The sequence below is a fragment of the Kitasatospora sp. NPDC085879 genome, from assembly GCF_040686255.1.
Lineage (GTDB): Bacteria > Actinomycetota > Actinomycetes > Streptomycetales > Streptomycetaceae > Kitasatospora.
Genome location: NZ_JBFBJZ010000003.1, coordinates 238,998 through 263,739 on the forward strand (window position 1 = coordinate 238,998; position 24,742 = coordinate 263,739).

Consider the following 24,742-nt stretch of genomic DNA (forward strand, 5'->3'; position numbering starts at 1 on the left):
TACGCCGCCCGGCCCGGCGGCGGTGTTCCGGGCCGGGCGGCGCACCGGGGGTCAGCCGGCGACGGGCGCAGCCGTGGGCAGCAGCCCGGCGACGATGTCCACGCCCTCGCGGGTCAGCACCGACTCGGGGTGGAACTGCAGGGCGGCGAAGCCCGGGCCGCGCAGCGCGTGCACGTCGCCGGTGAGCGGGTCGCGGGCCACCTCGACGCCCTCGGCGGCGAGCCGTTCGGCCGCGGCGTCGTCGCAGCGGGCCGTGAAGGTGTTGTAGAAGCCGACCGTGCGGCGGGTGCCGAACAGGTCGACGGTCTCCTGGGCGCCCTGGTACGGCACGGCCTTGCGGGCCAGCGGCAGGCCGAGTTCGGCGGAGAGCAGCTGGTGGCTGAGGCAGACGGCGAGCAGCGGCGCGGTGCGGGTGCCGGCCCGGACGGCGGCCAGCGCGTCGGCGACGACCGGGCGGAGCACGGCCATCTTGGGGTCGGCGGTGTCCGCCGGGTCGCCGGGGCCGGGGCCGAGGACCAGCGGGCCGGTGTGCGCGGCGACCCGTTCGCGCAGGCCGGGGGTGTCGTAGCGCAGCACGGTGACCCGGTGGCCGAGCGAGGTCAGCAGGTGGGCGAGCATCGAGGTGAAGGTGTCCTCGCCGTCCACCACCAGGGTGTCCAGGCCCTCGGCGGGCGCGGTCGGCTGCTGCATCCGCAGCCAGAACGGGGCCAGGTTGGCGCGCCGGGCGTCGAGCGCGGCCTGCACCCGGTGGTCGTCGGCGAGCCGCGGGCCGCCGCCGCGGGCGGACCGCTCGGGCGGGGCCGGGCGGGCGCCGATCGCGGTGAGCACGCCGGCGGCCTTGGCGTGCGTCTCGGCGACCTCCGAGTCGGGGTCGGAGTGCCGGACGAGGGTGGCGCCGACCCGGACGACGAGTTCGCCGGTGGCCGGGTCGATGTCGGCGGTGCGGATGCAGATCGGGGAGTCGAGCTGCTGGCCGCCGCTGGCGGAGCGGCCGATCAGGGCGAGGGCGCCGGAGTAGTAGCCGCGGCCGGTGGCCTCGTAGCGGCGGATGACGCGGGTGGCGTTCTGCACCGGGCTGCCGGTGACGGTCGCCGCGAACATGGTCTCCTTCAGCACCTCGCGGACGTCCAGCGAGGTCCGTCCGCGCAGCTCGTACTCGGTGTGCGCGAGGTGGGCCATCTCCTTGAGGCGGGGGCCGAGCACCTGGCCGCCGAGGTCGCCCACGGTGCACATCATCTTGAGTTCCTCGTCGACCACCATGGTGAGCTCCTCCAGCTCCTTGGGGTCGTGCAGGAAGTCCAGCAGCGAGTCGACGGCCGGCCCGCCGGCCGGGTGCCGGTAGGTGCCGGAGATCGGGTTCATCACGACCGTGCCGCCGGACTGCCGGACGTGCACCTCCGGCGAGGCGCCGACCAGGACCCTGTCCCCGGTGTGCACCAGGAAGGTCCAGTACGCGCCGCGCTCCTGCTCCAGCAGGCGGCGGAAGAGGGTGAGGGCGAGGGCGGTGTCGAAGCCCTCCAGCCGGCCGCGGAAGTCCCGGCGGACGACGAAGTTGGCGCCCTCGCCGCGGCCGATCTCGTCCTCGATCACCCGGCGGACGATCGCCGCGTACTCCTCGTCGGTGATGTCGAAGGCGCCGCCGTCGAGTGCGACCGGGCGCTGCGGCAGGGCGGGCAGCAGCTCGTCCAGGCGGAAGGCGTACTGCTCCTCGACGGCGAGCGCCTGCAGCGGGGTGCCGTCGTCGTGGGCGTCGAAGCCGCGTTCGCGGATCTGCCGGTAGGGGACGAGCGCGAGCAGGTCGTGCCGGGGGCCGCCGGCGGGCGCGCCGGAGGCCACGGGCAGCTCGGCGAGCGTCTCGTGGACGCCGACCGTGCCGATCAGGACCTCGACGGTGTCCGGGGCGAGCCGGGGCGCGCGGCGGTGCAGCAGGGCGAACGCGGGGGCGCCGGGCGCGGTGAGGCGGGCGATCAGGTCGGCGGGGCTGGTCACGGTGCGACGTTCCTTCCGGAGGCGGGCGGTGGGCCGGTCGCTCTTCGCGGGAGGGCCGCCTGCTCCTCGGAACACGCAGACGGCCGCCCCGAGGGGCGGCCGTCGTGTCGTCTTGTCAGGGACGCGCGAGCTGTGGGCCGCCCATCGGGCTGGCCCACCACCAGGAGAAGGTGTGCGGCGCGGTCATGGGTCGAGCGTAGCGGATGCCCCGGAGGTGTGAAGTCGCTCACCGAAATGTCCATCACCCGTCTCACCCATCGGGCGGCGGGCACAATTCGTTTGTCGCACCCCGTAGCCTTGCTTCGTGACCGTGACAACTGAGACAAACGGGGCTGCCTTCACCTGGCAGTCCCTGCCCGCGGCGCAGCAGCCCGAATGGCCGGACCACGAGGCACTGCGCAAGACCCTTGCGGACCTCGCCTCGTATCCGCCGCTCGTCTTCGCCGGCGAGTGCGACCAGCTGCGCGCCCGGCTCGGTGCCGTCGCGCGTGGAGAGGCCTTCCTGCTGCAGGGCGGTGACTGCGCCGAGGCCTTCGACGGCGTGTCCGCCGAGCAGATCCGCAACAAGCTGAAGACGCTGCTGCAGATGGCGGCCGTACTGACGTACGCCGCGTCCGTGCCGGTCGTCAAGGTCGGGCGGATCGCCGGCCAGTACTCCAAGCCGCGCTCGAAGTCGACCGAGACCCGGGACGGCGTCACCCTGCCGGTCTACCGCGGCGACTCGGTGAACGGCTTCGAGTTCACCCCCGAGTCCCGGATCCCGGACCCGGAGCGCCTGAAGCGGATGTACAACGCCTCCGCCGCGACGCTCAACCTGGTGCGTGCCTTCACCACTGGCGGTTACGCGGACCTGCGCCAGGTGCACGCCTGGAACCAGGACTTCGTGCGCAACTCGCCGTCCGGCCAGCGCTACGAGCAGCTCGCCCGCGAGATCGACAACGCGCTCGCCTTCATGAACGCCTGCGGGGTCGCCCCGGAGGAGTTCAGGACGGTGGAGTTCTACTCCTCGCACGAGGCGCTGATCCTGGACTACGAGACGGCGCTGACCCGCACCGACTCGCGCACCGGCGACCTGTACGACGTGTCCGGCCACATGGTCTGGATCGGCGAGCGGACCCGCCAGCTCGACCACGCGCACATCGAGTTCGCGTCGAAGATCCGCAACCCGATCGGTGTGAAGCTCGGCCCGACCACCACGGTCGACGAGGCGCTCACCCTGATCGACCGGCTCGACCCGGACCGCGAGCCGGGCCGGCTGACCTTCATCACCCGGATGGGTGCGGGCAAGATCCGTGAGCACCTGCCCGCGCTGGTCGAGAAGGTCACCGCCTCCGGCGCCCAGCCGGTGTGGATCTGCGACCCGATGCACGGCAACACCTTCGAGGCGTCCAGCGGCCACAAGACCCGCCGCTTCGACGACGTCCTCGACGAGGTCAAGGGCTTCTTCGAGGTGCACCGCGCGCTCGGCACCCACCCGGGCGGCATCCACGTCGAGCTGACCGGTGACGACGTCACCGAGTGCGTGGGCGGCGGCGACGAGGTCCTCGTCGACGACCTGCACCAGCGCTACGAGACGGCCTGCGACCCCCGGCTGAACCGCAGCCAGTCGCTCGACCTGGCCTTCCTGGTCGCGGAGATGTACCGCAGCCAGTGAGTCCGGCGGCCGTGATGATCGCAATGTGACAAAGGCCCCTCCGCTTTCCGGGTCATCCGGAGCGGAGGGGCTTCGCTTTGCCGGTACGCTGGGTAAGGTAAGGCTTAGCGAGGTAAGGCGAGCCTTGCCGATCAAGGAGCACCGAGCCCGGGAGAGCCGCCGATGTACGTGTGCATGTGCCATGCGGTCACCGAGGCCCAGGTCAAGAAGGAGATCGACGGCGGCGCCGTCACTCCGCGCCAGATAGCCAAGGGCTGCAAGGCCGGCACCGACTGCGGCTCCTGCGTCCGCCGGATCCAGGCGCTGCTCGGGGAGCACGGTGCCCGCCCGTGCCCGACGGCCAGGCTGGCCGCCAGGTTGGGGCTGGCCGAACCCGCGGCTGAGACCGCGCCCGAGCGCGGTCTCGAAGCCGCCTAGTCCGTACCGATCAGCTCTCCGGCTGCTCGACGAGCTGCGCCAGGTAGAGCGGCTCGCCGAGCTTCTCCAGCAGTTCGAGCTGGGTGTCCAGGTAGTCGATGTGGTGTTCCTCGTCGGCGAGGATGGACTCGAAGATGTTGGCCGAGGTGACGTCGTTCTTGGCCCGCATGACGACGATGCCGCGGCGCAGCCGGTCGATCGCCTCGACCTCGACCTGCCGGTCGGCCTCGAACATCTCCTTGACCGTCTGGCCGATCCGGACGTGGAACAGTCGCTGGTAGTTGGGCAGGCCGTCCAGGAAGAGGATCCGGTCGGTGAGCGTCTCCGCGTGCTTCATCTCGTCGAAGGACTCGTGCCGGGTGTAGGCGGCGAGCTTCGTCCAGCCGAAGTTCTCCTGCATCTTGGCGTGCAGGAAGTACTGGTTGATGGCGGTGAGCTCGGCGGTGAGCTGCTCGTTGAGGAACTCGATGACCTCGGGGTCGCCCTGCATGACGTGCCTTCCTGATTGCCGTCCGTCGTTTGTCCGCATCGTGGCACTGGACGCCGTCCGTTTCCAGTAAGTTCACACTTACCCGGATCTATGGCTATTGTCCGATTTGCCGATGTGCGAGTTCGGTGGAGGGGGCGTGCGCGAGGGGCGCGCAACGCGCATCGCCCGCCGTCTGCGACCATGGAGACATGGGTCAGCACCAACCGGAACCACCGCAGCCGTCCGACCCGCGACTGCCTCCCGGCCAGCGCGTGCAGCGCGGCTGGCCGGTGCTGCACTACGGACCGGTACCCCGCTTCAAGCCGCAGAGCTGGGACTTCCAGGTGTTCGGGGCGACCGCCTCGGCCGAGAAGCACAGCTGGGACTTCGAGGCGTTCCACGCCCTGCCGCGGGTGACCGTCCGCGGCGACCTGCACTGCGTCACCAGGTTCTCCATGCTCGGCAACGAGTGGGGCGGCGTCGCCGCCAAGACCGTCCTCGACCTGGTGCCGCCGGCCCCCGGCGTCACCCACGTGATGGTCTGGGCCGAGTACGGCTACAGCGCCAACCTGCGGCTCGCCGACTTCACCGACCCGCAGACCGTCTTCGCCACCCACCGCAACGGCGAGCCGCTCACCGTCGAGCACGGCTTCCCCGTCCGCCTGGTGGTGCCGCACCTGTACGCCTGGAAGGGCCCCAAGTGGGTGCGCGCGGTCGAGTACATGCGGGCCGACCGCCGCGGCTTCTGGGAGGAGCGCGGCTACCACAACCTCGCCGACCCGTGGGCCGAGCAGCGCTACTCCTACCAGGAGAACCCCGGCGACGGCCCGCTCGGCTAGGCCCCGCCGGAACGGCAGGCCCCGCTAGAACAGCCCGAAGTTGATCACCACGGTGCTGCCCTGCGGGCGCGGGGTGCCCGCCTTCGGGGTCTGGCCGGACACCTTGCCGGTGCCGAAGAGGTTCAGGCCGGTGCTCTGCACGGTGAACCCGGCGTCCGTGAGCGCCTTCGTGGCGTCGTCCTTGCTCAGGCCGACCACGTCGGGCACCGGCTGCATGCCCTTGCTGACCACCAGCGAGACCGGCGTGTTCGGGCTGACCGAGGTGCCGGCGTCCGGCTCGACGCTGATCACCGACCCCTTGGGCACGGTGTCGTCGAACTCCTCGCTGGTCGTCCCCGGGGTCAGCCGGGCGTCGGTCAGGGCCTTGCGCGCCTCGTCCACCGGCAGCCCCTCCACGGACGGCACCGGCACCCGGTCCGGGCCCTTGGAGAGCACCACCTTCACCGGGTCGCTCTTGCGGGCGCGCGCCCCCACCCCGGGATCGGTGGACAGCACCTGCCCGGCCTTGACGGTCTCGCTGAACTGCTGGCTGAACGCGCCGCGCAGCCCCGCCTTGTCCAGCGTCGTCACCGCCTGCGCCTCGGTCTGCCCGAGCACGCTCGGCACCGTCGCGTACAGCCCGTCGGAGAGCAGGTACGTCGCGCCGCCGACCAGCACCAGCAGCACCGCGACGACCGCGCCCCAGATCAGCGGGGCACGGGAGCGCGGCGGCCGCGGCGGGCGCCCCGGCCGGGTCGGCGCCGTCTCGTCGTACGGCCGCGGCTGGGTCAGCAGCTCGGCGGGCACGTCCAGCACGCTGGTGCGCTCCACCGGGCGGTCCACCACCGCGGTGACCTCGCCGGTCGGGTACTGCGGGGTCGGCCGGGTCGAGGCCGGCGGCTCCGCGTCCAGCTGCGCCGGGGTGAGGGTGCGGCGGGCCCGCTGCAGCGCGGCCAGCAGCTCCACCGCGTCCCACGGGCGGGCCTCCGGGTCGCGGGCGGTCGCCGCGGCCACTATGGCGTCCAGTTGGCGGCCCACCCCCGGCGCGGACGCCGAGGGCGGCGGGACGTCCTCGTTCAGGTGCCGGTAGATCACCTGCATGGCGTTCTCGCCGGTGTGCGGCTTGGCGCCGGTGAGCATCTCGTACAGCAGGATGCCGGCCGCGTACACGTCGACCCGCTGGTCGGTCGGGCCGTCCTGGCGGATCTGCTCCGGGGCCAGGTACGACACCGTGCCGAGCACCGTGCCGGTCGAGGTGGTGCTGGTGACCGCCTCGCCCGCGCCCTCCGTGCCGGTCAGCAGCCGGACCAGGCCGAAGTCGGCGACCTTGACCATGCCGTTGTCGGTGATCAGCACGTTCTCCGGCTTGACGTCCCGGTGCACCAGGCCGGCCCGGTGCGCGGCGCCGAGCGCCGCCAGCACCGGCTCCAGGATGTCCAGCGCGGCCCGCGCCGACAGCGCCCCGCGGTCGCGCAGCAGGTCGCGCAGGGTCCGCCCGGGCACGTACTCCATGGCCAGGAACACCGCCCGGCCGTCCGCCCCCTGGTCGAAGACGTTCACCACGTTCGGGTGGGAGAGCCGGGCGACCGCCTTGGCCTCGCGGATGAACCGGCCGGTGAACTCGTTGCCGCCGTCCGCGGCCAGCGCCGGGTGCATCACCTTCAGCGCGACCACCCGGTCCAGCCGGGTGTCCGTCCCGCGGTACACGGTGGCCATGCCCCCGACGGCGATGCGCCGATCCACCCGGTACCGGCCGTCGAGCAGGGCACCGATCAGGGGGTCGTCGAGCGTCATGTCCACCCGAGGAGTGTAGGGCGCAGGGGTGACCGCGGGCCCCGGACGCACCGCCCGGGGCCCGGTTGTGCCGATGTTGAGACATGCCGTCCGCGAACGGCCGGCCGGTGGGTCAGAACGCCGGGTGTTCGCGGGTGTCCAGGTCCGCGCGCCCGGCCATCTGCGAGGACGCCTCGGCGTGGAACCGGCGCGGGATCCGCCCCGCCCGGTACGCCAGCCGGCCGGCCTCGGTGGCCCGCCGCATCGCGTCCGCCATCAGCACCGGGTCCTGGGCCCGCGTCACCGCCGAGGCGAGCATCACCGCCGAGCAGCCCAGCTCCATCGCCAGCGCCACGTCGGACGCCGTGCCGGCGCCCGCGTCCAGCACCACCGGCACGCCCGCACTCTCCACGATCAGCTGGAAGTTGTGCGGGTTGCGGATGCCCAGGCCGGAGCCGATCGGCGAGCCCAGCGGCATGATCGCCGCGCAGCCGACGTCCTCCAGCTTCCGCGCCAGCACCGGGTCGTCATTGGTGTAGGGCAGCACCGTGAAACCGTCGTCGACCAGCGTCTCCGCGGCCTCCAGCAGCTCGATCGGGTCGGGCAGCAGGGTCCGCTCGTCCGCGATGACCTCCAGCTTCACCCAGTCGGTGCCGAGCGCCTCCCGGGCCAGACGGGCCGTCAGCACCGCCTCGCCGGCGGTGAAGCAGCCCGCCGTGTTGGGCAGCACCCGGATCCCGTTGCGGGTCAGCACGTCCAGCACCGAGCCCTGGGTCGCCGCGTTGACCCGGCGCATCGCCACCGTGGTCAGCTCGGTGCCGGACACCCGCAGCGCCTGCTCCAGCACGTCCAGGCTGGGGGCGCCGCCGGTGCCCATGATCAGACGTGAGGTGAACGTCGAGTCCGCGATCGTGAACAGGTCGTCGGCCATCGGTCAGCCTCCCTGGACGGCGGTGAGGATCTCCACCCGGTCGCCCGCGCCGAGCACCGTGGCCGGCCAGGAACCGCGCGGCACCACGGCCTCGTTGAGCGCCGCCGCCACCCCGGTGTTCGCGGCGGACACCTCCGCCACCACCTCGGCCAGCGTGGTGCCCGCGGGCAGCTCCCGCGGCTCGCCGTTGACGGTCAGGGGGACGGCCGCCGGTTCGGTGTTCAGCATGCGAGGGCCTTCGACTGGAAACGGTCGGGGGAGAAGCGTTCGGGGGAGAACGGAGCGGCGAGCTCCGGGACACGCCCGGTCGCCAGGTACTCGCCGACCAGGTCGGCGGTCACCGGCGTCAGCAGCACCCCGTTGCGGTAGTGGCCGGTCGCGGCGACCAGCCCGGGCAGTGCGGTCGGGCCGATCAGCGGCGCGTTGTCGGGCGAGCCCGGACGCAGCCCGGCACCGGTCTCCACCAGCGGAAGCTCCGTCAGCCCCGGCACCAACTCGTGCGCGTCGCGGAGCAGTTCGTAGACCCCACCGGCGGTCACCGTGGTGTCGAAGCCCTGCTCCTCGCTGGTCGCGCCGATCACCAGCTCGCCGTCCGCCCGCGGCACCAGGTAGATGTGCTGCCCGCGCACCACCGCCCGCACGTTGCGCGACAGGAACGGCCGGTACGCCGGCGGCACCTGCAGCCTCAGCACCTGGCCCTTCACCGGCCTGACCGGCGGCAGCACACCCTCCGGCAGGCCAGGCAGCAGGTGGCTGCGGCAGCCCGCCGCCAGCACCACCCTGTCGCCCGCGAGCTCCTCGCCGCCGTCGGTGCGCACCCCGGCAGCCCGGCCGTCCTCGACCAGCAGCTCGGCCGCGCTCGCCCGGTGCAGCACCACCCCGGCCCGCTCGCAGGCCGCGACCAGCGCCCGCGCGAGGCGCCGGCCGTCCACCTGGTGGTCCCCGGTGACCAGCAGACCGCCGCGGACGCCGGGCGCCAGCATCGGCTCCAGCCGGCGGCACTCCCGCCCGGTCAGCCACTGCGAGTCCAGACCCAGCCGGCCCTGGAAGGCGTGCAGCTCGCGCAGCTCCTCGCGGTCGTCCGCGTCCAGTGCCACCGCCAGCGTCCCCGTCCGCCGGTACCCGGTGTCCAGCCCGGTCGCCTCCGTCAGCTCCGCCGCGAACGCCTGGTACCGCTCGTTCGACGCCATGCCCAGGCGCAGCAGCGGCTCCTCGCCGTACTGCAGCTCCGTCACCGGCGCCAGCATGCCCGCGGCCACCTGCGCCGCACCGCCGCCGGGCACAGGATCGACCAGGGCCACGGCCAGCCCGCGCTGCGCCGCCCGCCAGGCGACGCCGAGCCCGATGATGCCGCCGCCGACCACCAGCACGTCTGAATGGGACCGTGCCACGTCGCTGATTCTCCCTTCGCCGGCATGACCCGGATCAGGTTCGGACGGTCGCGGGCCGCTCCAGCCCGCCTCTCAGCCCGGTGCACCGGGCTCCCGTGTGGTGTGCACCCACCATAACGCCGGGTGTCGCCCACCCCGAAAGGGCGTACACGGGCTGGACATCCCGGCCGATAGGGTGGCCGCCGTGGCAGAGCTGAACCGCACCGAAAGCGTCCTCGTCGCCGGCACCGGCATGGCCGGCGCCCAGTGCGCCCTCGCACTGCGGCAGGGCGGCTTCCGGGGGCGGCTCGCGCTCGTCGGCGACGAGCCGCACCGCCCCTACGACCGGCCGCCGCTCTCCAAGGACGTCCTGCTCGGCAAGACCGACAGCACCGCCTTCGACATCGACTGGGAACAGCTCGGCGTCGACCTGCTGCTCGGCCGTCGCGCCACCGGCCTCGAACCCGGCGTCCTGCACACCGACGCCGGCCCGCTCACCCACGACGCCCTGGTGATCGCCACCGGCGCCGAGGCGGTCACCCTGCCCGGCGCCGCCGACGCCCGCCTGCTGCGCACCCTCGACGACGCCCTCGCGCTGCGCGCCGACCTCACTCCCGGCACCCGGCTCGCCCTGGTCGGGGCCGGCTGGATCGGCGCGGAGACCGCCACCGTCGCCCGGCAGCTCGGCTGCCACGTCACCGTCGTCGAGTCCGGGCCCGCCCCGCTGCCCGGCGCACTGCCCGCCGAACTCGGCGCGCTGATGGCCCGCTGGTACGCCGACGCCGGGGTCGACCTGCGCTGCGGCACCGGCGTCGCCGCCGTCGAACCCGAAGGCCTGCTGCTCACCGACGGCGAACGGATCGCCGCCGACCACGTCGTCGTCGGCATCGGCGCCCGCCCGGCCACCGGCTGGCTGGCCGGCTCCGGTGTCGCCCTCGACACGGCGGGCGCCGTCCTCGTCGACGAGCGGCTGCGCACCGCCGCCCCCGGTGTGTGGGCGGCCGGCGACTGCGTCTCCTATCCCTCGCGACGCGCCGGCACCCGGCTCGCCGTCCAGCACTGGGACCACGCCCTGCAGTCCGGCGCGGCCGCGGCCGCCTCGCTGCTCGGCTCGGACACCCCCTACGACCCCGTGCCGTACTTCTGGTCCGAGCAGTTCGGACGGATGGTCCAGTACGCCGGCCGGCACGCCGACGCCGACGACCTGCTCTGGCGCGGCAGCCCGGACGAGGCGTCCTGGTCGGTGCTGTGGCTGCGCGGGGGCGCCCCGGTCGCGCTGCTCGCCGTCGACCGGCCGCGGGACCTCAACCAGGCCAAGCGGCTCATCGAACGCGGCACCGTGCTCGACCCCGTCCTGGCCGCCGACCCGGCCGTCCAGCTGAAGGCCGCGGCCGCCTGACCGCGGAGGGCGACACCGGGCGGCCGTCCGGTCACGATCCGTCATCGGTCCCGGGCCGGCGGGGTGGGCTGCGTGCGCTGGGGGCCCGGCAGGTGGCAGTCTGGTGCCGTGAGTGAGATCGATCCCAAGATTGACGCCCTGGTCCCGGCCTGGATGTACCTGCCCGACATCTCCGAACTGTGGGGGGTGCAGGTCACCGAGGTCCGCAACATGGTGAAGGCCAACACCCTGCTGGCCGTCCGCCGCGGCGAGAACAAGTCGCTGCAGGTGCCGGCCGCCTTCATCACGCCCGATGGCACGGTCAAGCACCTGATCGGCCTGCTGACCGTCCTGCGGGACTCCGGCTTCAGCGACGAGGAAATCCTCGAGTGGCTCTTCACCGAGGACCCGTCGCTGCCCGGCAGCCCCATCCAGGCCCTGCACGAGAACCGCGCCACCGAGGTCAAGCGCCGCGCCCAGGCGATGGCGCTCTGATGGCCGACCCGCGGGAGCAACTGGCCGACGCAAGGCTCTACCTCTGCACCGACGCCCGCCGCGAGCAGGGCGACCTCGCCGAGTTCCTCGACGCGGTGCTGGCGAACGGCGTCGACATCGTCCAGCTGCGGGACAAGGGCCTGGAGGCCCGCCAGGAGCTGGAGTACCTGGAGGTCTTCGCGGACGCGGCCCGCCGGCACGGCAAGCTCTTCGCCGTCAACGACCGGGCGGACGTCGCGCACGCCGCCCGGCCGCCGGTGCTGCACCTGGGGCAGGACGACCTGCCGGTGCCGGCGGCCCGGGCGATCCTCGGCGAGGACGTCCTGATCGGGCGCTCCTGCCACGCGGAGGCCGAGGTCGACGCGGCGATCGCCGAGGCCGGCGTCGACTACTTCTGCACCGGCCCCGTCTGGCCCACCCCCACCAAGCCCGGCCGGCCGGCCCCCGGCCTCGGCCTGGTGTCGTACACCGCCAAGGCCGTGACGGACCGTCCGTGGTTCGCGATCGGCGGCATCGACGAGACCAACCTCGACGAGGTCCTCGCGGCCGGGGCGCGGCGCGTCGTCGTCGTCCGCGCCATCACCGCCGCCGAGGACCCGGGCGCCGCTGCGGCCTTCCTGGCACGCCGCATCCGCAACGCCTGAGGGCCGGGCAGACCCACTCAGGGGCGGGTGCGACCGGACGTCAGTGCTTGCGGGTGGTGGCGGCTTCGGCGAGGGCCAGCAAGGTGGGGCGGGCCGGGCCGTCGGTGAGGGGGGCGGCGTCGAGGGCGGCGAGGGACTGCTTGAGGAGCTCCTCGATGCGCTGCTCGACGCGGTCGGCTGCTCCGCTCCGCTGCACGAGGTCCCGCAGGACGGGGATCTCCTCCGCCGTGAGGTCGGCCGCGCCGAGCCGCTCGTCGAGGTGGCGGGCGTCCGCGGGGGCCAGCCCCCGCATCGCGTGGGCGACGAGCAGGGTCCGCTTGCCCTCGCGGAGGTCGTCCCCGGCGGGCTTGCCGGTGACGGCGGGGTCGCCGAAGACGCCGAGCAGGTCGTCGCGGAGCTGGAAGGCCTCACCGAGCGGCAGCCCGAACGCCCCGTAGGCCTCGACGAGTTCGGGCCCGGCGCCGGCGAGCAGGGCGCCGACCTGGAGCGGCCGTTCGATGGTGTACTTCGCGGACTTGTAGTGCAGGACGGTCTGCGCCCGGTCGATCGCCCCGGCGTCGGCGGAGTCCCCGGCGACGGGTTCGAGGACGTCCAGGTACTGGCCGACCATGACCTCGGTCCGCATCAGGTCGAAGACCGGCTTCGCGGCCCGTACCGCGGCGTCCGGCAGCCCGGAGGCCTGGAAGAGCTCGTCGCACCAGATCAGCAGCAGGTCGCCGAGCAGGACGGCGGCGCTGGCGCCGTACTGTTCGCGGTCGCCGCGCCAGCCGCTGTCCCGGTGGAGGGCCTCGAAGCGGCGGTGGACGGAGGGCAGGCCGCGTCGGGTGTCGCTGCGGTCCATGAGGTCGTCGTGGACGAGGGCGCTGGCCTGGAGGAGTTCGAGGGCGGCGGCGGCGTTGGCGATGCCGGGGTCGTCGGCGGACCCGCCGGCGCCGCGCCAGCCCCAGTAGCAGAAGGCGGGCCGCAGCCGCTTGCCGCCGTCGAGGAGGAAGTCGCGCAGTGCGTCGGAGACCGGTCCGAGCTGGGGGGAGATGCCGGCGAGCAGGGTGCTCCGGCCGTCCATGAACGCGGCGAGCGCGGCGTTCACGCGGTCGCGCACGGCCTCCCGGTCGATCGGGTTGGTCGGCAGGCTGGTGGGGGAGGGCACGGTGGGACTCCGGATCACTGGGCTGACAATCAGACTATCCGGCGCCTGACCTGCCCCCGAATCGGTGCGCCGCCGTCCCGCCCCGCCGCGTCCGGCCGACGGAGCGTCGTGACCCCGTTCACCCGCTGTCCCACGTGCATGTCTCATTCAGTGGACCAGGTTTGGTCACGCTCCGCGGCGGACCGATAGCCTGCCAGCATGGCACTCGGCATCCCCTCCACCCGGACCGACCGCGCGCAGACCGTCCGGGATCTGCTGGCGGCCGGTGATCGGTCGTTCTCGTTCGAGTTCATGCCGCCGCGCAACGAGGCCGCCGAGCGCCGCCTGTGGGACGCGATCCGCCGGGTCGAGGCGCTCGACCCGAACTTCGTCTGCATGACCTACGGCGCAGGCGGATCCTCGCGCGGCCGGACGGTCAACCTGGTCGGCCGGATCGCCACCGAGACCACGCTGACCCCGGTCGCGCACCTGACCGCGGTCGACCACTCCGTGGCCGAGCTGCGCAACATCATCGGCCAGTACGCCGACGAGGGCGTGCGCAACGTGCTCGCGGTGCGCGGCGACCCGCCCGGCGACCCGATGGGCGAGTGGGTCCGGCACCCGGAGGGCGTCACCTACGCCTACGAGCTGGTCGAGCTGATCAAGGGGATCGGCGACTTCTGCGTGGGCGTGGCCGCCTTCCCGCAGATGCACCCGCGCTCGGAGAACTGGGACGAGGACATCCGGCACTTCGTGGCCAAGTGCCGGGCCGGCGCCGACTACGCGATCACCCAGATGTTCTTCGAGGTCGAGGACTACCTGCGGCTGCGCGACCGGGTCGAGGCGGCGGGCTGCACGACGCCGATCATCCCGGAGATCATGCCGGTGACCAATATCCGGCAGCTGGAGCGCTTCCCGCAGCTGTCCGGCTCGGACTTCCCGGACGGGTTGAAGGACCGGTTCCTGGCCGTCGCCGACGACCCGGACGCGGTGCGGGCGGTGGGCATCGACCACGCCACCGCGATGTCCGAGCGGCTGCTCGCCGAGGGCGCTCCGGGCCTGCACTTCATCACGCTCAACCACTCCACCTCGACCCTGGAGATCTACCAGAACCTCGGCCTGCACCGGCGCTGAGACCGGTCCTGTCACGGATGCGGTGGTGTTCCCCCGCAGCCTGTACAGTCGCCCGCACATGCGGGTGTGAGCGGAGGTAGCGGGATGGGCATCGGATACCTGCTGCTGTACGCCGCCCTCTCGGTCGTCGCGCTCTGGCTGATCGCCGAACTGCTGCTGCAGAACCGCGCCCCGGTGGTGTGGCGCGGAGTCGCCCTGGCCGGCTTCCTCACCGTCGTCGGCGGGATGCGGCTGCAGTCGGTGCTGGTCATCGGCGCCGGCGCGGCCGCCTTCGCGGTCGGCCAGTTCTTCGTGACCACCTCGGTCAAGCGCGGCTTCGTCGCCGGCTGGTCACTGCGCGGCCCGGACGGCGGTCTGCCCGGCCCGCTGGCCCGCGTCCCGCTGCTGAGCGCCGCCACCGGCGGCGCGGCCGGTGCCGCGGAGACCGCGGTGCCCGAGCCGCCCACCGTGGGCGAGGTCGGCCCGGTCGAGGTCGAGCGGCCCGGCGCCGCCTACGCCGAGGTCGAGGAGATCACGGACGGCGTCTACGCCGAGCCGCAGACCTGGTACCAGCAGCCCGAGCAGCAGCAGACCGAGCAACAGGTCTGGCCGCAGCAGCAGGTCCAGCAGGACGCCTGGACACAGCAGCAGGCCGGCTACGGCTACGGCTGGGAGCAGTCCTGGGCCGGCCAGCAGCAGACCCAGCAGGACGCCTACGCCCAGCAGGCCCAGTACGCGCAGCAGCTGCAGTACGCCCAGTACCAGCAGCAGGACCCGTACGCCGCGCAGCAGCAGGCCCAGCAGCAGGCCTGGTACTACCAGCAGGGCTGGGAGTACCAGCAGCAGCCGGTGGTGCCGCAGCAGCAGGGCGGCCAGCACCAGCAGCAGGGCTGGGAGTACCAGCAGCAGGGCTGAGCCCGCCGGGTGTCAGGCCGGGCCGATCAGCCCGGCGGTGATCGAGGCGGACATCCCGACCCGGGCCAGCCCGCCGCCCGGGTGGGCGCCGCCGCCGATCCGGTACAGGCCCGGGATACCGGTCTCGTTCGCCGGGTTGAGGGTGCCGCCGGCCAGCGAGGGGACGGGCACCCACGGCACCGCTCGCACCTCCCGCCACAGCACCCGCTCGCGCAGGTCCAGCCCGGACTTCGCGAGGTGGTCGAGCAGGTGCCCCGCGTACGCGTCCAGGTCGTCGCCCTCGCGCACCCCGCAGGTGACGGTGAGGGTGACGGCCTCGTGGCCGGCGTCCGGTACCAGCGTCGGATCGTCCGGCCGCAGCACCTGCACGGTCGGGCCCTCGGGCACGCTCTCCCCGTGCAGCAGGGCGTCGTGCTCCCGCGCGGGATCGGCGGCGTGCACCACCGTGCGGTGCACCGTGTCCTCCGGGCGGGCGCCGCGCAGCGCCAGCTGGACGGTCACCCGACCGAGCCCGCTGCCCGGCTTCTCCCACCCGAGGCCGGGGTCGGCCGAGGACGAGAGCACCAGGTCGGCCTCGATCCGCTCACCCTCCTCGGTGCGCACCCCGCAGGCCCGGCCGCCAGCGGTCAGCACCTCGGCGACCCGGGTGCCGAAGCGGAACTCCACCCGGCGCTGCTCGCAGCGGCGGAACACCGCGGCGGCCAGCGCCCGGATGCCGCCGCGGACGTACCAGACGCCGAAGGACTGCTCCATGTACGCCAGCACCGTCGCGCCGGCCGGGGCGTCCGGCCCGAGGCCGAAGCGGGTGGCGTACTCGGTGAGCAGCGCCGTCATGCCCGGGTGGCCGCCGAGCTCGCGCCGGGCCACCTGCTCCAGCCCGTAGTCGCCGCGCGGCAGCCACCTGGCCGGGCCGCGCCGCGGCGGCCTCGGGTACGGGTCCGCGAGCCGGCCGTCCGGCAGCGGCTCCTCCATCAGCGGGCGGCGGGTGGCCTCCCAGACCTCCCGGCCGCGGTTCATCACCTCGCCCCAGCGCTCGCCGGAGCCCGCCCCGAACGCCGCGTCCAGCGCCTTGGCGACGCCGCCGCGCGAGGCGTTCGGCAGCACCAGGTCGGTGCCGTCCGCGAAGAGGTGCCGGCTCTCCGGGTCCACCGGCACGAGGTCGACCAGCTGCTCCAGCGGCTCCTTGCCGGTCTTCAGCGCCAGGTCCCGGTAGACCGCCGGCAGGTTCAGCAGGCCCGGACCGGTGTCGAAGGCGAAACCGTCCCGCTCGTGACGGCCGACCATGCCGCCGTACGTCCCCGCGGCCTCGCAGACCGTCACCCGGTGCCCGAGGGTGCCCAGCCGGGACGCGGCGGCGAGGCCGGCCATACCTGCGCCGATGATGACGATCCGTGCCATGAGCGCTGATCCTACGGGCCCCGCGGGTCAGTACTGCGGCTGGGCGGCGGCCGAGGCCCGGGCCGCCCGGCGCTCGCGGCGCCGCTGCAGGAAGCGGCGGATCCGCGAGACCGCGAACCAGACCAGCAGCACCCCGACCACCAGCAGCACCGCCGCCGCCGAGGCCGCCACCCACGGGTGGAAGATCGCCAGCGTGACCAGGCCGGCCACCGAGAGGTCCTCCAGCAGGCTGACCACGATGTTCGAGGCCGGCTCGGGCGACGTGTTGACCGCCATCCGCAGCGAGGCCTTGATGCCGTGGCTGACCAGCGCCGTCGTACCGCCGAGCGCACCCGCGGCGACCTCGCTCAGCGACCCCGGGTCGGTACTCGCCAGCAGCGCGCCGACCACCGCGCCCGCGGCCGGGCGGATCACCGTGTGCACCACGTCCCACACCGTGTCCACGTACGGGATCTTGTCGGCGACCGCCTCGCACAGGAACAGCACCGCCGCGGCGACCAGCACGTCCGTGCGCTCCAGCGCGGCCGGCACCGACTCGGCGCCGCCGAACCGGCCGAACAGCCCGAGCAGCAGCACCACGGCATAGGCGTTCACACCGCTCGCCCAGCCGCTGGTGAAGATCAACGGGATGATGCTCAACTCTGCTCCCCTCCGGCAGGGCCGCCCGACACCCGGACGCGTCGGGACCGTACCGTACCGGTGCTGCAATGACGCGCCGCGACGCCCGGCGGTTCCCCGCGGCACCCGCCCGCCGCGATCTGAGTACGGATACTCAGATCCGCGAATGAGTACGCCGACGGATACCCCCTGACCTGCGGGGACGGCAGAGTGGTGGACACCGGGCGGAGCAACCGCGAAGCACCGTCCGGCAGCGACCGGGGCCGTCCGCCGCCAGTGGGGGACAGTCGGGCCGGCCCGGTCGCGCGCACGGGCCGATCGGGGCCGCGCACCGCCGACACGGGGCGGCGGAGCGCTGCCCGGGGGGACGGTCCGACCGGGGGGAGAACCGGGGGTCGGGGGAACGGCCTCCGGCAGACGTGCGGGGCGGCGGCGCCCGGCCGGACGGCGACGGGGGTGCCGGTCCGGTCGGACACCGCCGCCCTCGCCGTTCCTCCCGCGCCTGCCTTCCCCGCCCTCCCTGCCTGCTCCGCCGCCCCACCTCCCGACCGTTCGCACCCGGGATTGTCAGTGGCGGTTGCCACGCTGGAAGGGCGCGGGCCGCCCGGCCCGGGCACCCGCATCGGACCGGGGGAGACCATGACCATCAGCCGCCCCGAGCGCGTCACCCGCCACCCTGTCGCCGACACCCTGCCCGCCGGACGTTCCCGCGCCACCGACGTCCACCCCGTGCTGCGGCGCGCGGACGCCCCGCCCGCCGCCCTCGACCTGCTCCGCCAGGCGCACCGCACCCTCGGTGCCGCCCGCGCTCTGCCCGATCCGCTGGAGCGCTACGCCACCGCCCACCTCGCCGCGCTGCGCACCACCGCCGCCGTGCTGGCCGTCCGAGGCCGGCCCGACCGCAACCCGCGGCGCCGCAAGCCGATCCGCAGCGCCTGGGAGCTGCTGCCCGAGGTCGCCCCGGAACTCGCCGAGTGGGCCGTCTACTTCGCCGCGGGCGCCCGCCGCAGGGCGGCCGCCGAGGCCGGCATCCGCAGCGCCGCCACCGCCCGCGACGCGGACGACCTGATCCGCAACACCGGGCTGTACCTGCGCATCGTGGAGCGCCTGCTGGGCCTGCGCCCGACCGTCCCCCAGCAGCCCTTACCGCTGGGCGGCGACTGACCGCGACACCGTCCCGGCCGGGTGCCGCCGCACGGCGCCCGGCCGGGGGTGGTGCAGGGCCTAAGGTGGTGGCGTTCGGTGATCCATCCCAGGACCGAGGAGCCCCGCCGTGTACCCGACGCGTCCCCGCAGTGCCCTGCGTACAGCCGTGGTCTGGGAGGTGGTGCGCACGGCGCTGGAGCAGCGCAGCGCGGAGCTCGATCGGCCGGTGCTGGACGTCCTGGACACGGGCGGCGGCACCGGCAACTTCGCCGTGCCGGTGGCCCGGCTCGGCCACCGCGTCACCGTCGTCGACCCCAGCCCGGACGCGCTGTTCGCGCTGGAGCGGCGGGCCGCCGAGGCCGGGGTCACCGACCTCGTCCGCGCGGTGCAGGGCGACACCCAGACGCTGCCCGACGTGGTCGAGGGCGCCTCGGTGGACGCGGCGCTCTGCCACGGCGTGCTGGAGGTCGTGGACGACCCGGCGGAGGCGCTCGGCAACCTGACCGGCACCCTGCGCAAGGGCGGCCTGGTGAGCCTGCTCGCCGCCAACCGGAACGGCGCCGTGCTCGCCCGCGCGCTGGCCGGCCACTTCGTCGAGGCCCGCACCGTGCTGGACGCCGAGGACGGCCGCTGGGGCACCGGCGACCCGATGCCGCGCCGCTTCACCGGGGAGGAGCTGGCCGGCCTCGCTGCCGCGGCCGGCCTCCAGGTGCGCTCCGTGCACGGCGTACGCGTCTTCGCGGACCTCGTCCCGGGCGTCCTCGTCGACACCGAGCCGGGCGCCATGGAGGCGCTGCTCAAGCTGGAGCAGGCCGCCGCCGAGCAGCCCGCGTTCCACGCCGTCGCCACCCAGCTCCACCTGCTCGCCGCCCTCGTCTGAGTCCGACCGCGGCGGCCCCGCGGCCCTGGTCTGCGGAGATTCCGATGATCCGGGCACTTGTGCGCGGGCAGGGGCGTTGGCACCGGTGCAGGGGCGGCTCCGAAGTGGTCGATGGCACGTGTCCACGACCACCCCGAACAGGCCCTGTGGACCGTATGATCTGGGTAAAGCTGGAAAGCATGACACCCGAACGCCTGGGGCATATGGACCACACAGGATCAGGCCCAGGGGTGGCGGACCGGTCGCCCCGCGACCGACGAGTAGGAGGACTCCGTGCCGCTCTCGGAGCACGAGCAGCGACTGCTCGAGCAGATGGAGCGAGCGCTGTACGCCGAAGATCCCAAATTCGCGTCAGCGCTTGAGGGAACCGGCCTGCGCACCTACACCCGTCGGAGGGTCTACCTGGCCGCCGCAGGGTTCGTGGCGGGCGTCGGTCTGCTGATGGGAGGCATGGTCGCCCAGCTGATCTGGGTGAGCGTGACCGGTTTCCTGGTGATGCTTGGCTGTGCGGTCCTCGCCGTGACCGGTTGGCGGCGCGGTGCCCTCGGGCACGGATCGGGCCCCAAGGCATCCCCTGCTCCTCGCCGCAAGGCGAACGTGATGGACCGGATGGAACAGCGCTGGCAACGCCGTCGCGACGAACACGACGGCCTCTAGGACCTCTGGATCCGAGCGACCACCGCCGGGGGCGGGCAGTTCACCGAACTGCCCGCCCCCGGCGCGTCGTCACCGGCGGCCGCACGGGCCGCCCCGGCTCAGGACCGGCCGTCGTCCCCGGAGCGCCGCAGCACCCGCCGGACGACCCCGCGCACCGCGCCCGCCAGCACGTCCCAGCGGGCCCCCACCGCCTGCCGCACCGCGTCGACCCGGTCGGTGGCCCGCCACCACAGGCGCGCCGCCGACGGCGGCAGCAGCACCGCGCGCAGCCGCCCGTACCGGCCGGCCGAGGCCCGCAGCGCGTCCCGGGTGGCCAGCACGTCCGCGCCGAGCGGCGACACCGGCCCGGTCTCCCGGGCGTACAGCACCTGCTCGGTGGCGAGTGCCACCCGGCCCGCCGCCGCCTGCGCCCGAACGTCCAGCGAACCGAGTTCGGCGATCCGCGCCACCGTCCGCCGCGGCGTACTGGCGTCGTCCGGCGGGATGCCGAGGTCCCAGGCCGAGTCGATCAGCTCCTGCCAGGCCGCCAGCACCTGCTCGTCGGTGAGCACCGACCGGTCGGCGCCCGGCAGGTGCCGACCCGCCCCGAGCCGGCGCCGCCGCAGCCTCGCCCGCCACAGCGCCGGCACCGCCAGCAGCAGCAGCGCCAGGCCCACCAGCGAGTACGTCGCCAGCGCCCGCCAGGAGAGCCACCACGGTTCGCCCTTCGCCGCCTGCACCGCGGCGGTCTGCTGGTCCGCGCACTCCTGAGCACGGTGGCCGCCGCCGCAGCTGCTGGTGGCGCCCGCCGAGGCCGAGGCGGCGCCGCTCGGGACGTCGCTGGGCTCCGCCGAGGTCGCGCCGGGGGACGGCTCCGTCTCCTCGCGGGTGTAGCTCGGCGCGAGCGCGCCCTGCCCGGCCGACGGCGTCGGCTCGAACCGGACCCAGCCGGTGCCCGCGAAGTACAGCTCCGGCCAGGCGTGGTAGTTCGTCGACCGCACCACGTAGGTGGCGCCGTCGTTCGAGGAGCCCGGGGTGAAGCCGATCGCCACCCGGGCCGGGATGCCCAGGGTGCGGGCCATCGCGGCCATCGTCGACGCGAAGTGCACGCAGAAGCCCCGCTTGTCCTGCAGGAACTTCAGGATCGCGGCGGTGCCGGTGCCCGCCTCGATGTCGGTGTCGTAGTGGAACTGCGGCGAGGTGAACCACTCCTGCAGCGCCACCGCCCGGTCGAAGGCGTTGCTCTTGCCCGCCGTCACGGACTGCGCCGTCTTCGCCACCTCGGGCGGCAGCGTGTTCGGCAGCTGCAGGTACCGGCCCGACAGGTCGCCCGGCGGCGGCCCGGCCGAGCGCAGCTGCTCGGCGGTCGGCCGCACGTCCAGGCTGGTGACCTCGTACTTCAGGCCGTCGGTCTTCTGGCCGTCCGTGCCGATCACGGTGCGGGTCTCCGGATCGTACTTCCAGGAGCCCGGCACCGACACCTTGCTCGCCGGGTACGGCAGCGGCAGCCACTCGGTGCGCAGGTTCGGCGAGATCGACACCTCGGTGGTCGCCTGGGTGACCGCGATCGCCGAGGACAGGCCCTCGGGCTTCGGCAGCGGGTCGGGCCGCTGCTGCAGCTTCTGCTGCGAGAACCGCCAGTCGACCCCGTTGAACTCGTCCAGCGCGCCGATCCGCAGGTACATCTCGCCGACCGACTGCGCGCTGGTGCGGTACTGCAGCAGCGGCACCGGGTCCGTCCGGTGCAGGCTCTCGGTCAGCGCCACCACCGGGTTCAGCGAGGTCACCCGCCAGCCCGGGCCGGTGCCGCTGCCGGAACCGCTGCCGCCCAGCACGCCGACCAGGCCCAGGCCCGCCTGCGGCAGGAAGGCGGGGACGGCCAGGGCGAGCACCAGCGCGAGCACACCGATCCGGTGCCCGCTGTGCACCGGCGGCGTGTTGGTGGCCTTGCCGGTGCCGGAGAACACCCGGCCCCAGCGCGACAGCCGGTCCTGGCCCTCGGCGCGGAGCAGCAGCAGGTAGCCGCCGGCCGCCGGCAGGAACCAGATCCACGCGCCCGACCCCGCCCCGGACAGGCCGCAGCCCACCGAGTACAGCGCCAGCAGCGGCAGACCGGCCGCGGCCGCCCGGCGGTGGGTCACCGCCAGCGCGTCCACCAGCACCGCGATCAGGCCGACCGAGCCGGTCAGCACCAGCCGCAGGCCCGCGGTGTCCGGCGCCGGCACCGAGTACTGGCCGAGGTCCGTGCCGGCCTGCGTCAGCAGCGAGCTCAGCGCGTCCAGCGCCCGGCCGCCCGGCACCAGCCCCCAGGTCATCGAGCTGCGCACCGACAGCAGCATCAGGGCGTACAGCACGACCAGCAGCTGGAGCGGCGTCACCGCCCAGCCGGCCACCGCCAGCCGGCGCAGCCCGGTGCCCGCCCCGGCCGCGACCGCGACCAGCAGGAAGGCCTGCACCAGCCAGCCGTGCGTGGTGATCAGCGGCAGCAGGCACAGTGTGGTGAGCGCGGTCGCCGTCGCCGCGCTGATCGTCAACCTGGCCCGGGTGGTCACGCGCCGACCTCGTCTCGGTAGGGGTTCGACTGCTCGGTGCGGTCGGCCGAACGCCACAGCTCGGCCGCCGAGGCCCCGGCCTTCACCGGCAGCACCGTCCAGCCGGCCCGCCGCAGCAGCTTCTGCTGCTCCTGGAAGGTGTCGTCGGCGGTGTCCGGCAGCAGGTGCCGCAGGCCCGCCCAGGTCGCCGTGTCGAGCAGGAACAGCACCGCGCCGGCGGCCCGGCGGCGCAGCGCGCACATCCGCTCCACCTGCTCGTCGTCGAGCGAGCCGACGATCGCGACCAGCAGGCCCTCACCGGCGCGCAGCGCCTCCTCGGCCCGGGCCAGCCCGCCGCCGTCGGAGTGGTCGACGACCGCGAGCTCGTCCAGCAGCAGCCCGCCGGCCTCGACGGGGGTCGTGCTGCCGAGCTGGCTGCCGGGGGCAGGGACGGTGTCGCCGGTGTCGGTGACCAGCCGCGTCCGGTAGCCGCGCTCGATCAGGTGGACGCCGACGGACGCGGCACAGCTCACCGCCCACTCGAAGGAGGAGCCGGGGCCGCTGCCGCGGTGCGCGATCGCCCGGGTGTCCAGCAGCACCGCGGCGTGCGCCTTCAGCGGCTGCTCCTCGCGGCGGACCATCAGCTCGCCGTAGCGCGCCGTGGACTTCCAGTGCACCCGGCGCAGGTCGTCGCCGTGCCGGTACTCGCGCGGGATCACGTCGTCGTCGCCGGCCAGCGCCAGCGCCCGGGCGTTGGTGTCGCCGTGCCCGGCCCGCTCGCCCGGCAGCCGCACCGGTGGCAGTGGCATCACCTGCGGCACCACGGTGAGCACGTCGGAGGCGTTGAACGAGCGGGTCAGCTCGCACATCCCGAACGGGTCGGACAGCCGCAGCTGCAGCGGGCCCAGCGGGTAGCGGCCGCGCAGGTCCGAGCGGACCCGGTAGGACACCTCCCGGAAGCCGTGCGGCTCGACCCGGTCCAGCACGAACCGCGGCCGCGGCCCGAGCACGTAGGGCACCCGGTCCTCCAGCAGCAGCACGCCGGTCGGCATCCGCGACACGTTGTCCAGCCGCAGGTGCACCCGGGCCTCCTGGCCCGCCGGCGCCCGGTGCGGGGACAGCCGCCGGCCGCCCGCCACCCGGTAGCGGGTGCGCAGCAGCCAGACCGCGGACGCCAGCGGCAGCGCCGCCAGCAGCACGCCGACCCGCAGCAGCGCGTCCTGCCCGAAGACGTACGCGCACAGCGAGGCGGTGATGCCGGCGGCCAGGAACGACCGCCCCCGGGTGGTCAGCCCGTGCAGCCCCGCCCGCAGGCCGTGCGAGGAGCCGCCGGCCGGCGGGGGAGGGTTCTCGCCCGTGGCCACGTCAGCCGCGACCCTGCGGACGGGGGATCGGCAGCCGGGCGACCAGATCCAGCACGACCTGCTCGGCGGAGCGGCGGCTCAGCCGGCTCTCGGCGGTCGGCAGCAGACGGTGCGCCAGCACCGGCACGGCCAGTCCCTGGACGTCGTCCGGCACCACGTACTCGCGGCCCTCCAGGGCGGCGGCCGCGCGGGCCGCCCGCACCAGGTGCAGGGTGGCGCGCGGCGAGGCACCGAGCCGCAGCTCCGGGTGGTTGCGGGTGGCGGAGACCAGCTCCACCGCGTACCGGCGCACCGCGTCGGCGACGTGCACCGAGCGGACCACGTCGATCAGCTTGAGGATGTCGGCGGCGTGCGCGACCGGCTGCAGGTCGTCCAGCGGGTTCGCGCCGGCGTGCACGTCGAGCATCGCGAACTCGGCGTCGGGGCTGGGGTAGCCGATCGACACCCGGGCCATGAAGCGGTCCCGCTGCGCCTCGGGCAGCGGGTAGGTGCCCTCCATCTCGACCGGGTTCTGGGTCGCCACGACCATGAACGGCGAGGGCAGCTCGTAGCTGGTGCCGTCGATGGTGACCTGGCGCTCCTCCATCGACTCCAGCAGCGCGGACTGGGTCTTCGGCGAGGCCCGGTTGATCTCGTCGCCGACCACGATCTGCGCGAAGATCGCGCCCGGCCGGAACTCGAAGTCCCGCTGGTGCTGGTCGAAGACGTTGGTGCCGGTGACGTCCGAGGGCAGCAGGTCCGGCGTGAACTGGATGCGGCGCACCGTGCAGTCCACCGACCGGGCCAGTGCCTTGGCGAGCATCGTCTTGCCGACGCCCGGCACGTCCTCCAGCAGCAGGTGGCCCTCGGCCAGCAGCACGGTCAGTGCGATCCGTACGGCCTCCGGCTTGCCCTCGATGACGCTCTCCACCGACGCGCGGATGCGCTCGGCCACCGCGCCCAGCTCCTGGAGCCCCGCGGGCCTGCGCCCGGCGAAGCCGTCGGAGCGGGTTGCGCCCGCCGTGCCCTGCGTGTTGTAGGTCGTCACCCGTTCACTCCCATGTGGACCACTTGTGCCGGCTCCGGACGGCCGGCCGA

23 protein-coding genes and 1 riboswitch are annotated in these 24,742 nt (G+C 74.2%); of the genes, 11 read left to right on the forward strand and 12 right to left on the reverse strand.

All coding sequences use genetic code 11. The features are described 5' to 3' along the window. Positions 1 to 51: 51 nt before the first annotated feature. Positions 52 to 1,989 carry an anthranilate synthase family protein gene (locus AB0P35_RS04320; RefSeq protein ID WP_363506252.1) on the reverse strand — a complete coding sequence of 646 codons (1,938 nt, stop codon included), beginning with the start codon at positions 1,987 to 1,989 and terminating at the stop codon, positions 52 to 54. 304 nt (positions 1,990 to 2,293) lie between these two features. Between AB0P35_RS04320 and AB0P35_RS04325 the strand changes: the two genes are divergently transcribed. Then, the gene (locus AB0P35_RS04325) at positions 2,294 to 3,643 is read left to right on the forward strand and encodes a class II 3-deoxy-7-phosphoheptulonate synthase (RefSeq protein ID WP_095876961.1); all 1,350 of its coding nucleotides are present in this window, start codon (positions 2,294 to 2,296) and stop codon (positions 3,641 to 3,643) included. 162 nt (positions 3,644 to 3,805) lie between these two features. After that, a complete protein-coding gene (locus tag AB0P35_RS04330) occupies positions 3,806 to 4,060 on the forward strand; it encodes a (2Fe-2S)-binding protein (protein WP_095876960.1) in 255 nt (84 codons plus the stop codon). 10 nt (positions 4,061 to 4,070) lie between these two features. Here AB0P35_RS04330 and bfr read toward each other — a convergent pair whose 3' ends face one another. Next, positions 4,071 to 4,550: a bacterioferritin gene (gene bfr, locus AB0P35_RS04335; RefSeq protein WP_363506257.1), complete on the reverse strand. Its 480-nt coding sequence runs from the start codon at positions 4,548 to 4,550 to the stop codon at positions 4,071 to 4,073. Positions 4,551 to 4,738: 188 nt separating this feature from the next. Between bfr and AB0P35_RS04340 the strand changes: the two genes are divergently transcribed. Further along, positions 4,739 to 5,368 (forward strand): sulfite oxidase-like oxidoreductase, encoded by a 630-nt coding sequence (locus AB0P35_RS04340; protein ID WP_363506260.1) that lies wholly within the window; start codon positions 4,739 to 4,741, stop codon positions 5,366 to 5,368. A gap of 24 nt (positions 5,369 to 5,392) precedes the next feature. On the opposite strand, the gene pknB is transcribed toward AB0P35_RS04340, so the two are convergent. From pknB to thiO, 4 genes are all read right to left on the reverse strand, one after another. Further along, a complete protein-coding gene (pknB, locus tag AB0P35_RS04345) occupies positions 5,393 to 7,141 on the reverse strand; it encodes a Stk1 family PASTA domain-containing Ser/Thr kinase (RefSeq protein WP_363506357.1) in 1,749 nt (582 codons plus the stop codon). A gap of 112 nt (positions 7,142 to 7,253) precedes the next feature. After that, positions 7,254 to 8,051 carry a thiazole synthase gene (locus AB0P35_RS04350; protein ID WP_363506263.1) on the reverse strand — a complete coding sequence of 266 codons (798 nt, stop codon included), beginning with the start codon at positions 8,049 to 8,051 and terminating at the stop codon, positions 7,254 to 7,256. Positions 8,052 to 8,054: 3 nt separating this feature from the next. Further along, the gene (gene thiS / locus AB0P35_RS04355; RefSeq protein WP_363506266.1) at positions 8,055 to 8,279 is read right to left on the reverse strand and encodes a sulfur carrier protein ThiS; all 225 of its coding nucleotides are present in this window, start codon (positions 8,277 to 8,279) and stop codon (positions 8,055 to 8,057) included. Continuing rightward, positions 8,273 to 9,442 (reverse strand): glycine oxidase ThiO, encoded by a 1,170-nt coding sequence (gene thiO / locus AB0P35_RS04360; protein ID WP_363506269.1) that lies wholly within the window; start codon positions 9,440 to 9,442, stop codon positions 8,273 to 8,275. The genes thiS and thiO overlap by 7 nt, the downstream gene beginning before the upstream one ends. Then, positions 9,437 to 9,549: riboswitch (TPP riboswitch) on the reverse strand. (Overlaps the previous gene by 6 nt.) 68 nt (positions 9,550 to 9,617) lie before the next feature. On the opposite strand from thiO, the gene AB0P35_RS04365 reads away from it, so the two are divergent. The 3 genes from AB0P35_RS04365 to thiE all read left to right on the forward strand — a co-directional run bounded on the left by AB0P35_RS04365 (position 9,618) and on the right by thiE (position 11,938). Beyond that, on the forward strand, positions 9,618 to 10,820 hold the full coding sequence (locus AB0P35_RS04365; protein ID WP_363506272.1) for an FAD-dependent oxidoreductase: 1,203 nt from the start codon (positions 9,618 to 9,620) through the stop codon (positions 10,818 to 10,820). Positions 10,821 to 10,928: 108 nt separating this feature from the next. Next, positions 10,929 to 11,294: an Rv2175c family DNA-binding protein gene (locus AB0P35_RS04370; RefSeq protein WP_095876953.1), complete on the forward strand. Its 366-nt coding sequence runs from the start codon at positions 10,929 to 10,931 to the stop codon at positions 11,292 to 11,294. Next, complete coding sequence (thiE, locus tag AB0P35_RS04375; RefSeq protein ID WP_363506275.1) at positions 11,294 to 11,938, forward strand: thiamine phosphate synthase; 645 nt, start codon at positions 11,294 to 11,296, stop codon at positions 11,936 to 11,938. The genes AB0P35_RS04370 and thiE overlap by 1 nt, the downstream gene beginning before the upstream one ends. Positions 11,939 to 11,978: 40 nt before the next feature. Here the strand turns inward: thiE and AB0P35_RS04380 are convergent, their stop codons facing one another. Beyond that, positions 11,979 to 13,085: a polyprenyl synthetase family protein gene (locus tag AB0P35_RS04380; protein WP_363506278.1), complete on the reverse strand. Its 1,107-nt coding sequence runs from the start codon at positions 13,083 to 13,085 to the stop codon at positions 11,979 to 11,981. Positions 13,086 to 13,283: 198 nt separating this feature from the next. Between AB0P35_RS04380 and metF the strand changes: the two genes are divergently transcribed. Both metF and AB0P35_RS04390 read left to right on the forward strand, forming a co-directional pair. After that, a complete protein-coding gene (gene metF / locus AB0P35_RS04385) occupies positions 13,284 to 14,198 on the forward strand; it encodes a methylenetetrahydrofolate reductase [NAD(P)H] (RefSeq protein ID WP_095876950.1) in 915 nt (304 codons plus the stop codon). 84 nt (positions 14,199 to 14,282) lie between these two features. After that, positions 14,283 to 15,092 carry a hypothetical protein gene (locus AB0P35_RS04390; RefSeq protein WP_363506281.1) on the forward strand — a complete coding sequence of 270 codons (810 nt, stop codon included), beginning with the start codon at positions 14,283 to 14,285 and terminating at the stop codon, positions 15,090 to 15,092. Between the two features lie 12 nt (positions 15,093 to 15,104). Here the strand turns inward: AB0P35_RS04390 and AB0P35_RS04395 are convergent, their stop codons facing one another. Together AB0P35_RS04395 and AB0P35_RS04400 are read right to left on the reverse strand one after the other, a co-directional pair. Further along, complete coding sequence (locus AB0P35_RS04395; protein ID WP_363506284.1) at positions 15,105 to 16,490, reverse strand: FAD-dependent oxidoreductase; 1,386 nt, start codon at positions 16,488 to 16,490, stop codon at positions 15,105 to 15,107. A gap of 27 nt (positions 16,491 to 16,517) precedes the next feature. Next, positions 16,518 to 17,129 (reverse strand): DUF4126 domain-containing protein, encoded by a 612-nt coding sequence (locus AB0P35_RS04400; protein ID WP_095876947.1) that lies wholly within the window; start codon positions 17,127 to 17,129, stop codon positions 16,518 to 16,520. A gap of 618 nt (positions 17,130 to 17,747) precedes the next feature. Between AB0P35_RS04400 and AB0P35_RS04405 the strand changes: the two genes are divergently transcribed. The 3 genes from AB0P35_RS04405 (at position 17,748) to AB0P35_RS04415 (ending at position 19,791) form a co-directional block, all read left to right on the forward strand. Beyond that, complete coding sequence (locus tag AB0P35_RS04405) at positions 17,748 to 18,272, forward strand: SAV_6107 family HEPN domain-containing protein (RefSeq protein WP_095876946.1); 525 nt, start codon at positions 17,748 to 17,750, stop codon at positions 18,270 to 18,272. A 109-nt stretch (positions 18,273 to 18,381) separates the two neighbouring features. Then, a complete protein-coding gene (locus AB0P35_RS04410; protein WP_363506289.1) occupies positions 18,382 to 19,134 on the forward strand; it encodes a methyltransferase domain-containing protein in 753 nt (250 codons plus the stop codon). A gap of 273 nt (positions 19,135 to 19,407) precedes the next feature. Then, positions 19,408 to 19,791, forward strand: a complete 384-nt coding sequence (locus AB0P35_RS04415; RefSeq protein WP_095876945.1) for a DUF3040 domain-containing protein — start codon at positions 19,408 to 19,410, stop codon at positions 19,789 to 19,791. Between the two features lie 98 nt (positions 19,792 to 19,889). On the opposite strand, the gene AB0P35_RS04420 is transcribed toward AB0P35_RS04415, so the two are convergent. Genes AB0P35_RS04420 through AB0P35_RS04430 form a run of 3 tightly spaced genes read right to left on the reverse strand, consistent with a single transcriptional unit; the run spans position 19,890 to position 24,608 of the window. After that, positions 19,890 to 22,322: a DUF3488 and transglutaminase-like domain-containing protein gene (locus AB0P35_RS04420; protein WP_363506292.1), complete on the reverse strand. Its 2,433-nt coding sequence runs from the start codon at positions 22,320 to 22,322 to the stop codon at positions 19,890 to 19,892. Continuing rightward, on the reverse strand, positions 22,319 to 23,665 hold the full coding sequence (locus AB0P35_RS04425; protein WP_257019472.1) for a DUF58 domain-containing protein: 1,347 nt from the start codon (positions 23,663 to 23,665) through the stop codon (positions 22,319 to 22,321). Before AB0P35_RS04425 ends, AB0P35_RS04420 begins: the two co-directional genes overlap by 4 nt. 1 nt (position 23,666) lies before the next feature. Then, positions 23,667 to 24,608, reverse strand: a complete 942-nt coding sequence (locus tag AB0P35_RS04430; RefSeq protein ID WP_257019528.1) for a MoxR family ATPase — start codon at positions 24,606 to 24,608, stop codon at positions 23,667 to 23,669. Positions 24,609 to 24,742: the final 134 nt, after the last annotated feature.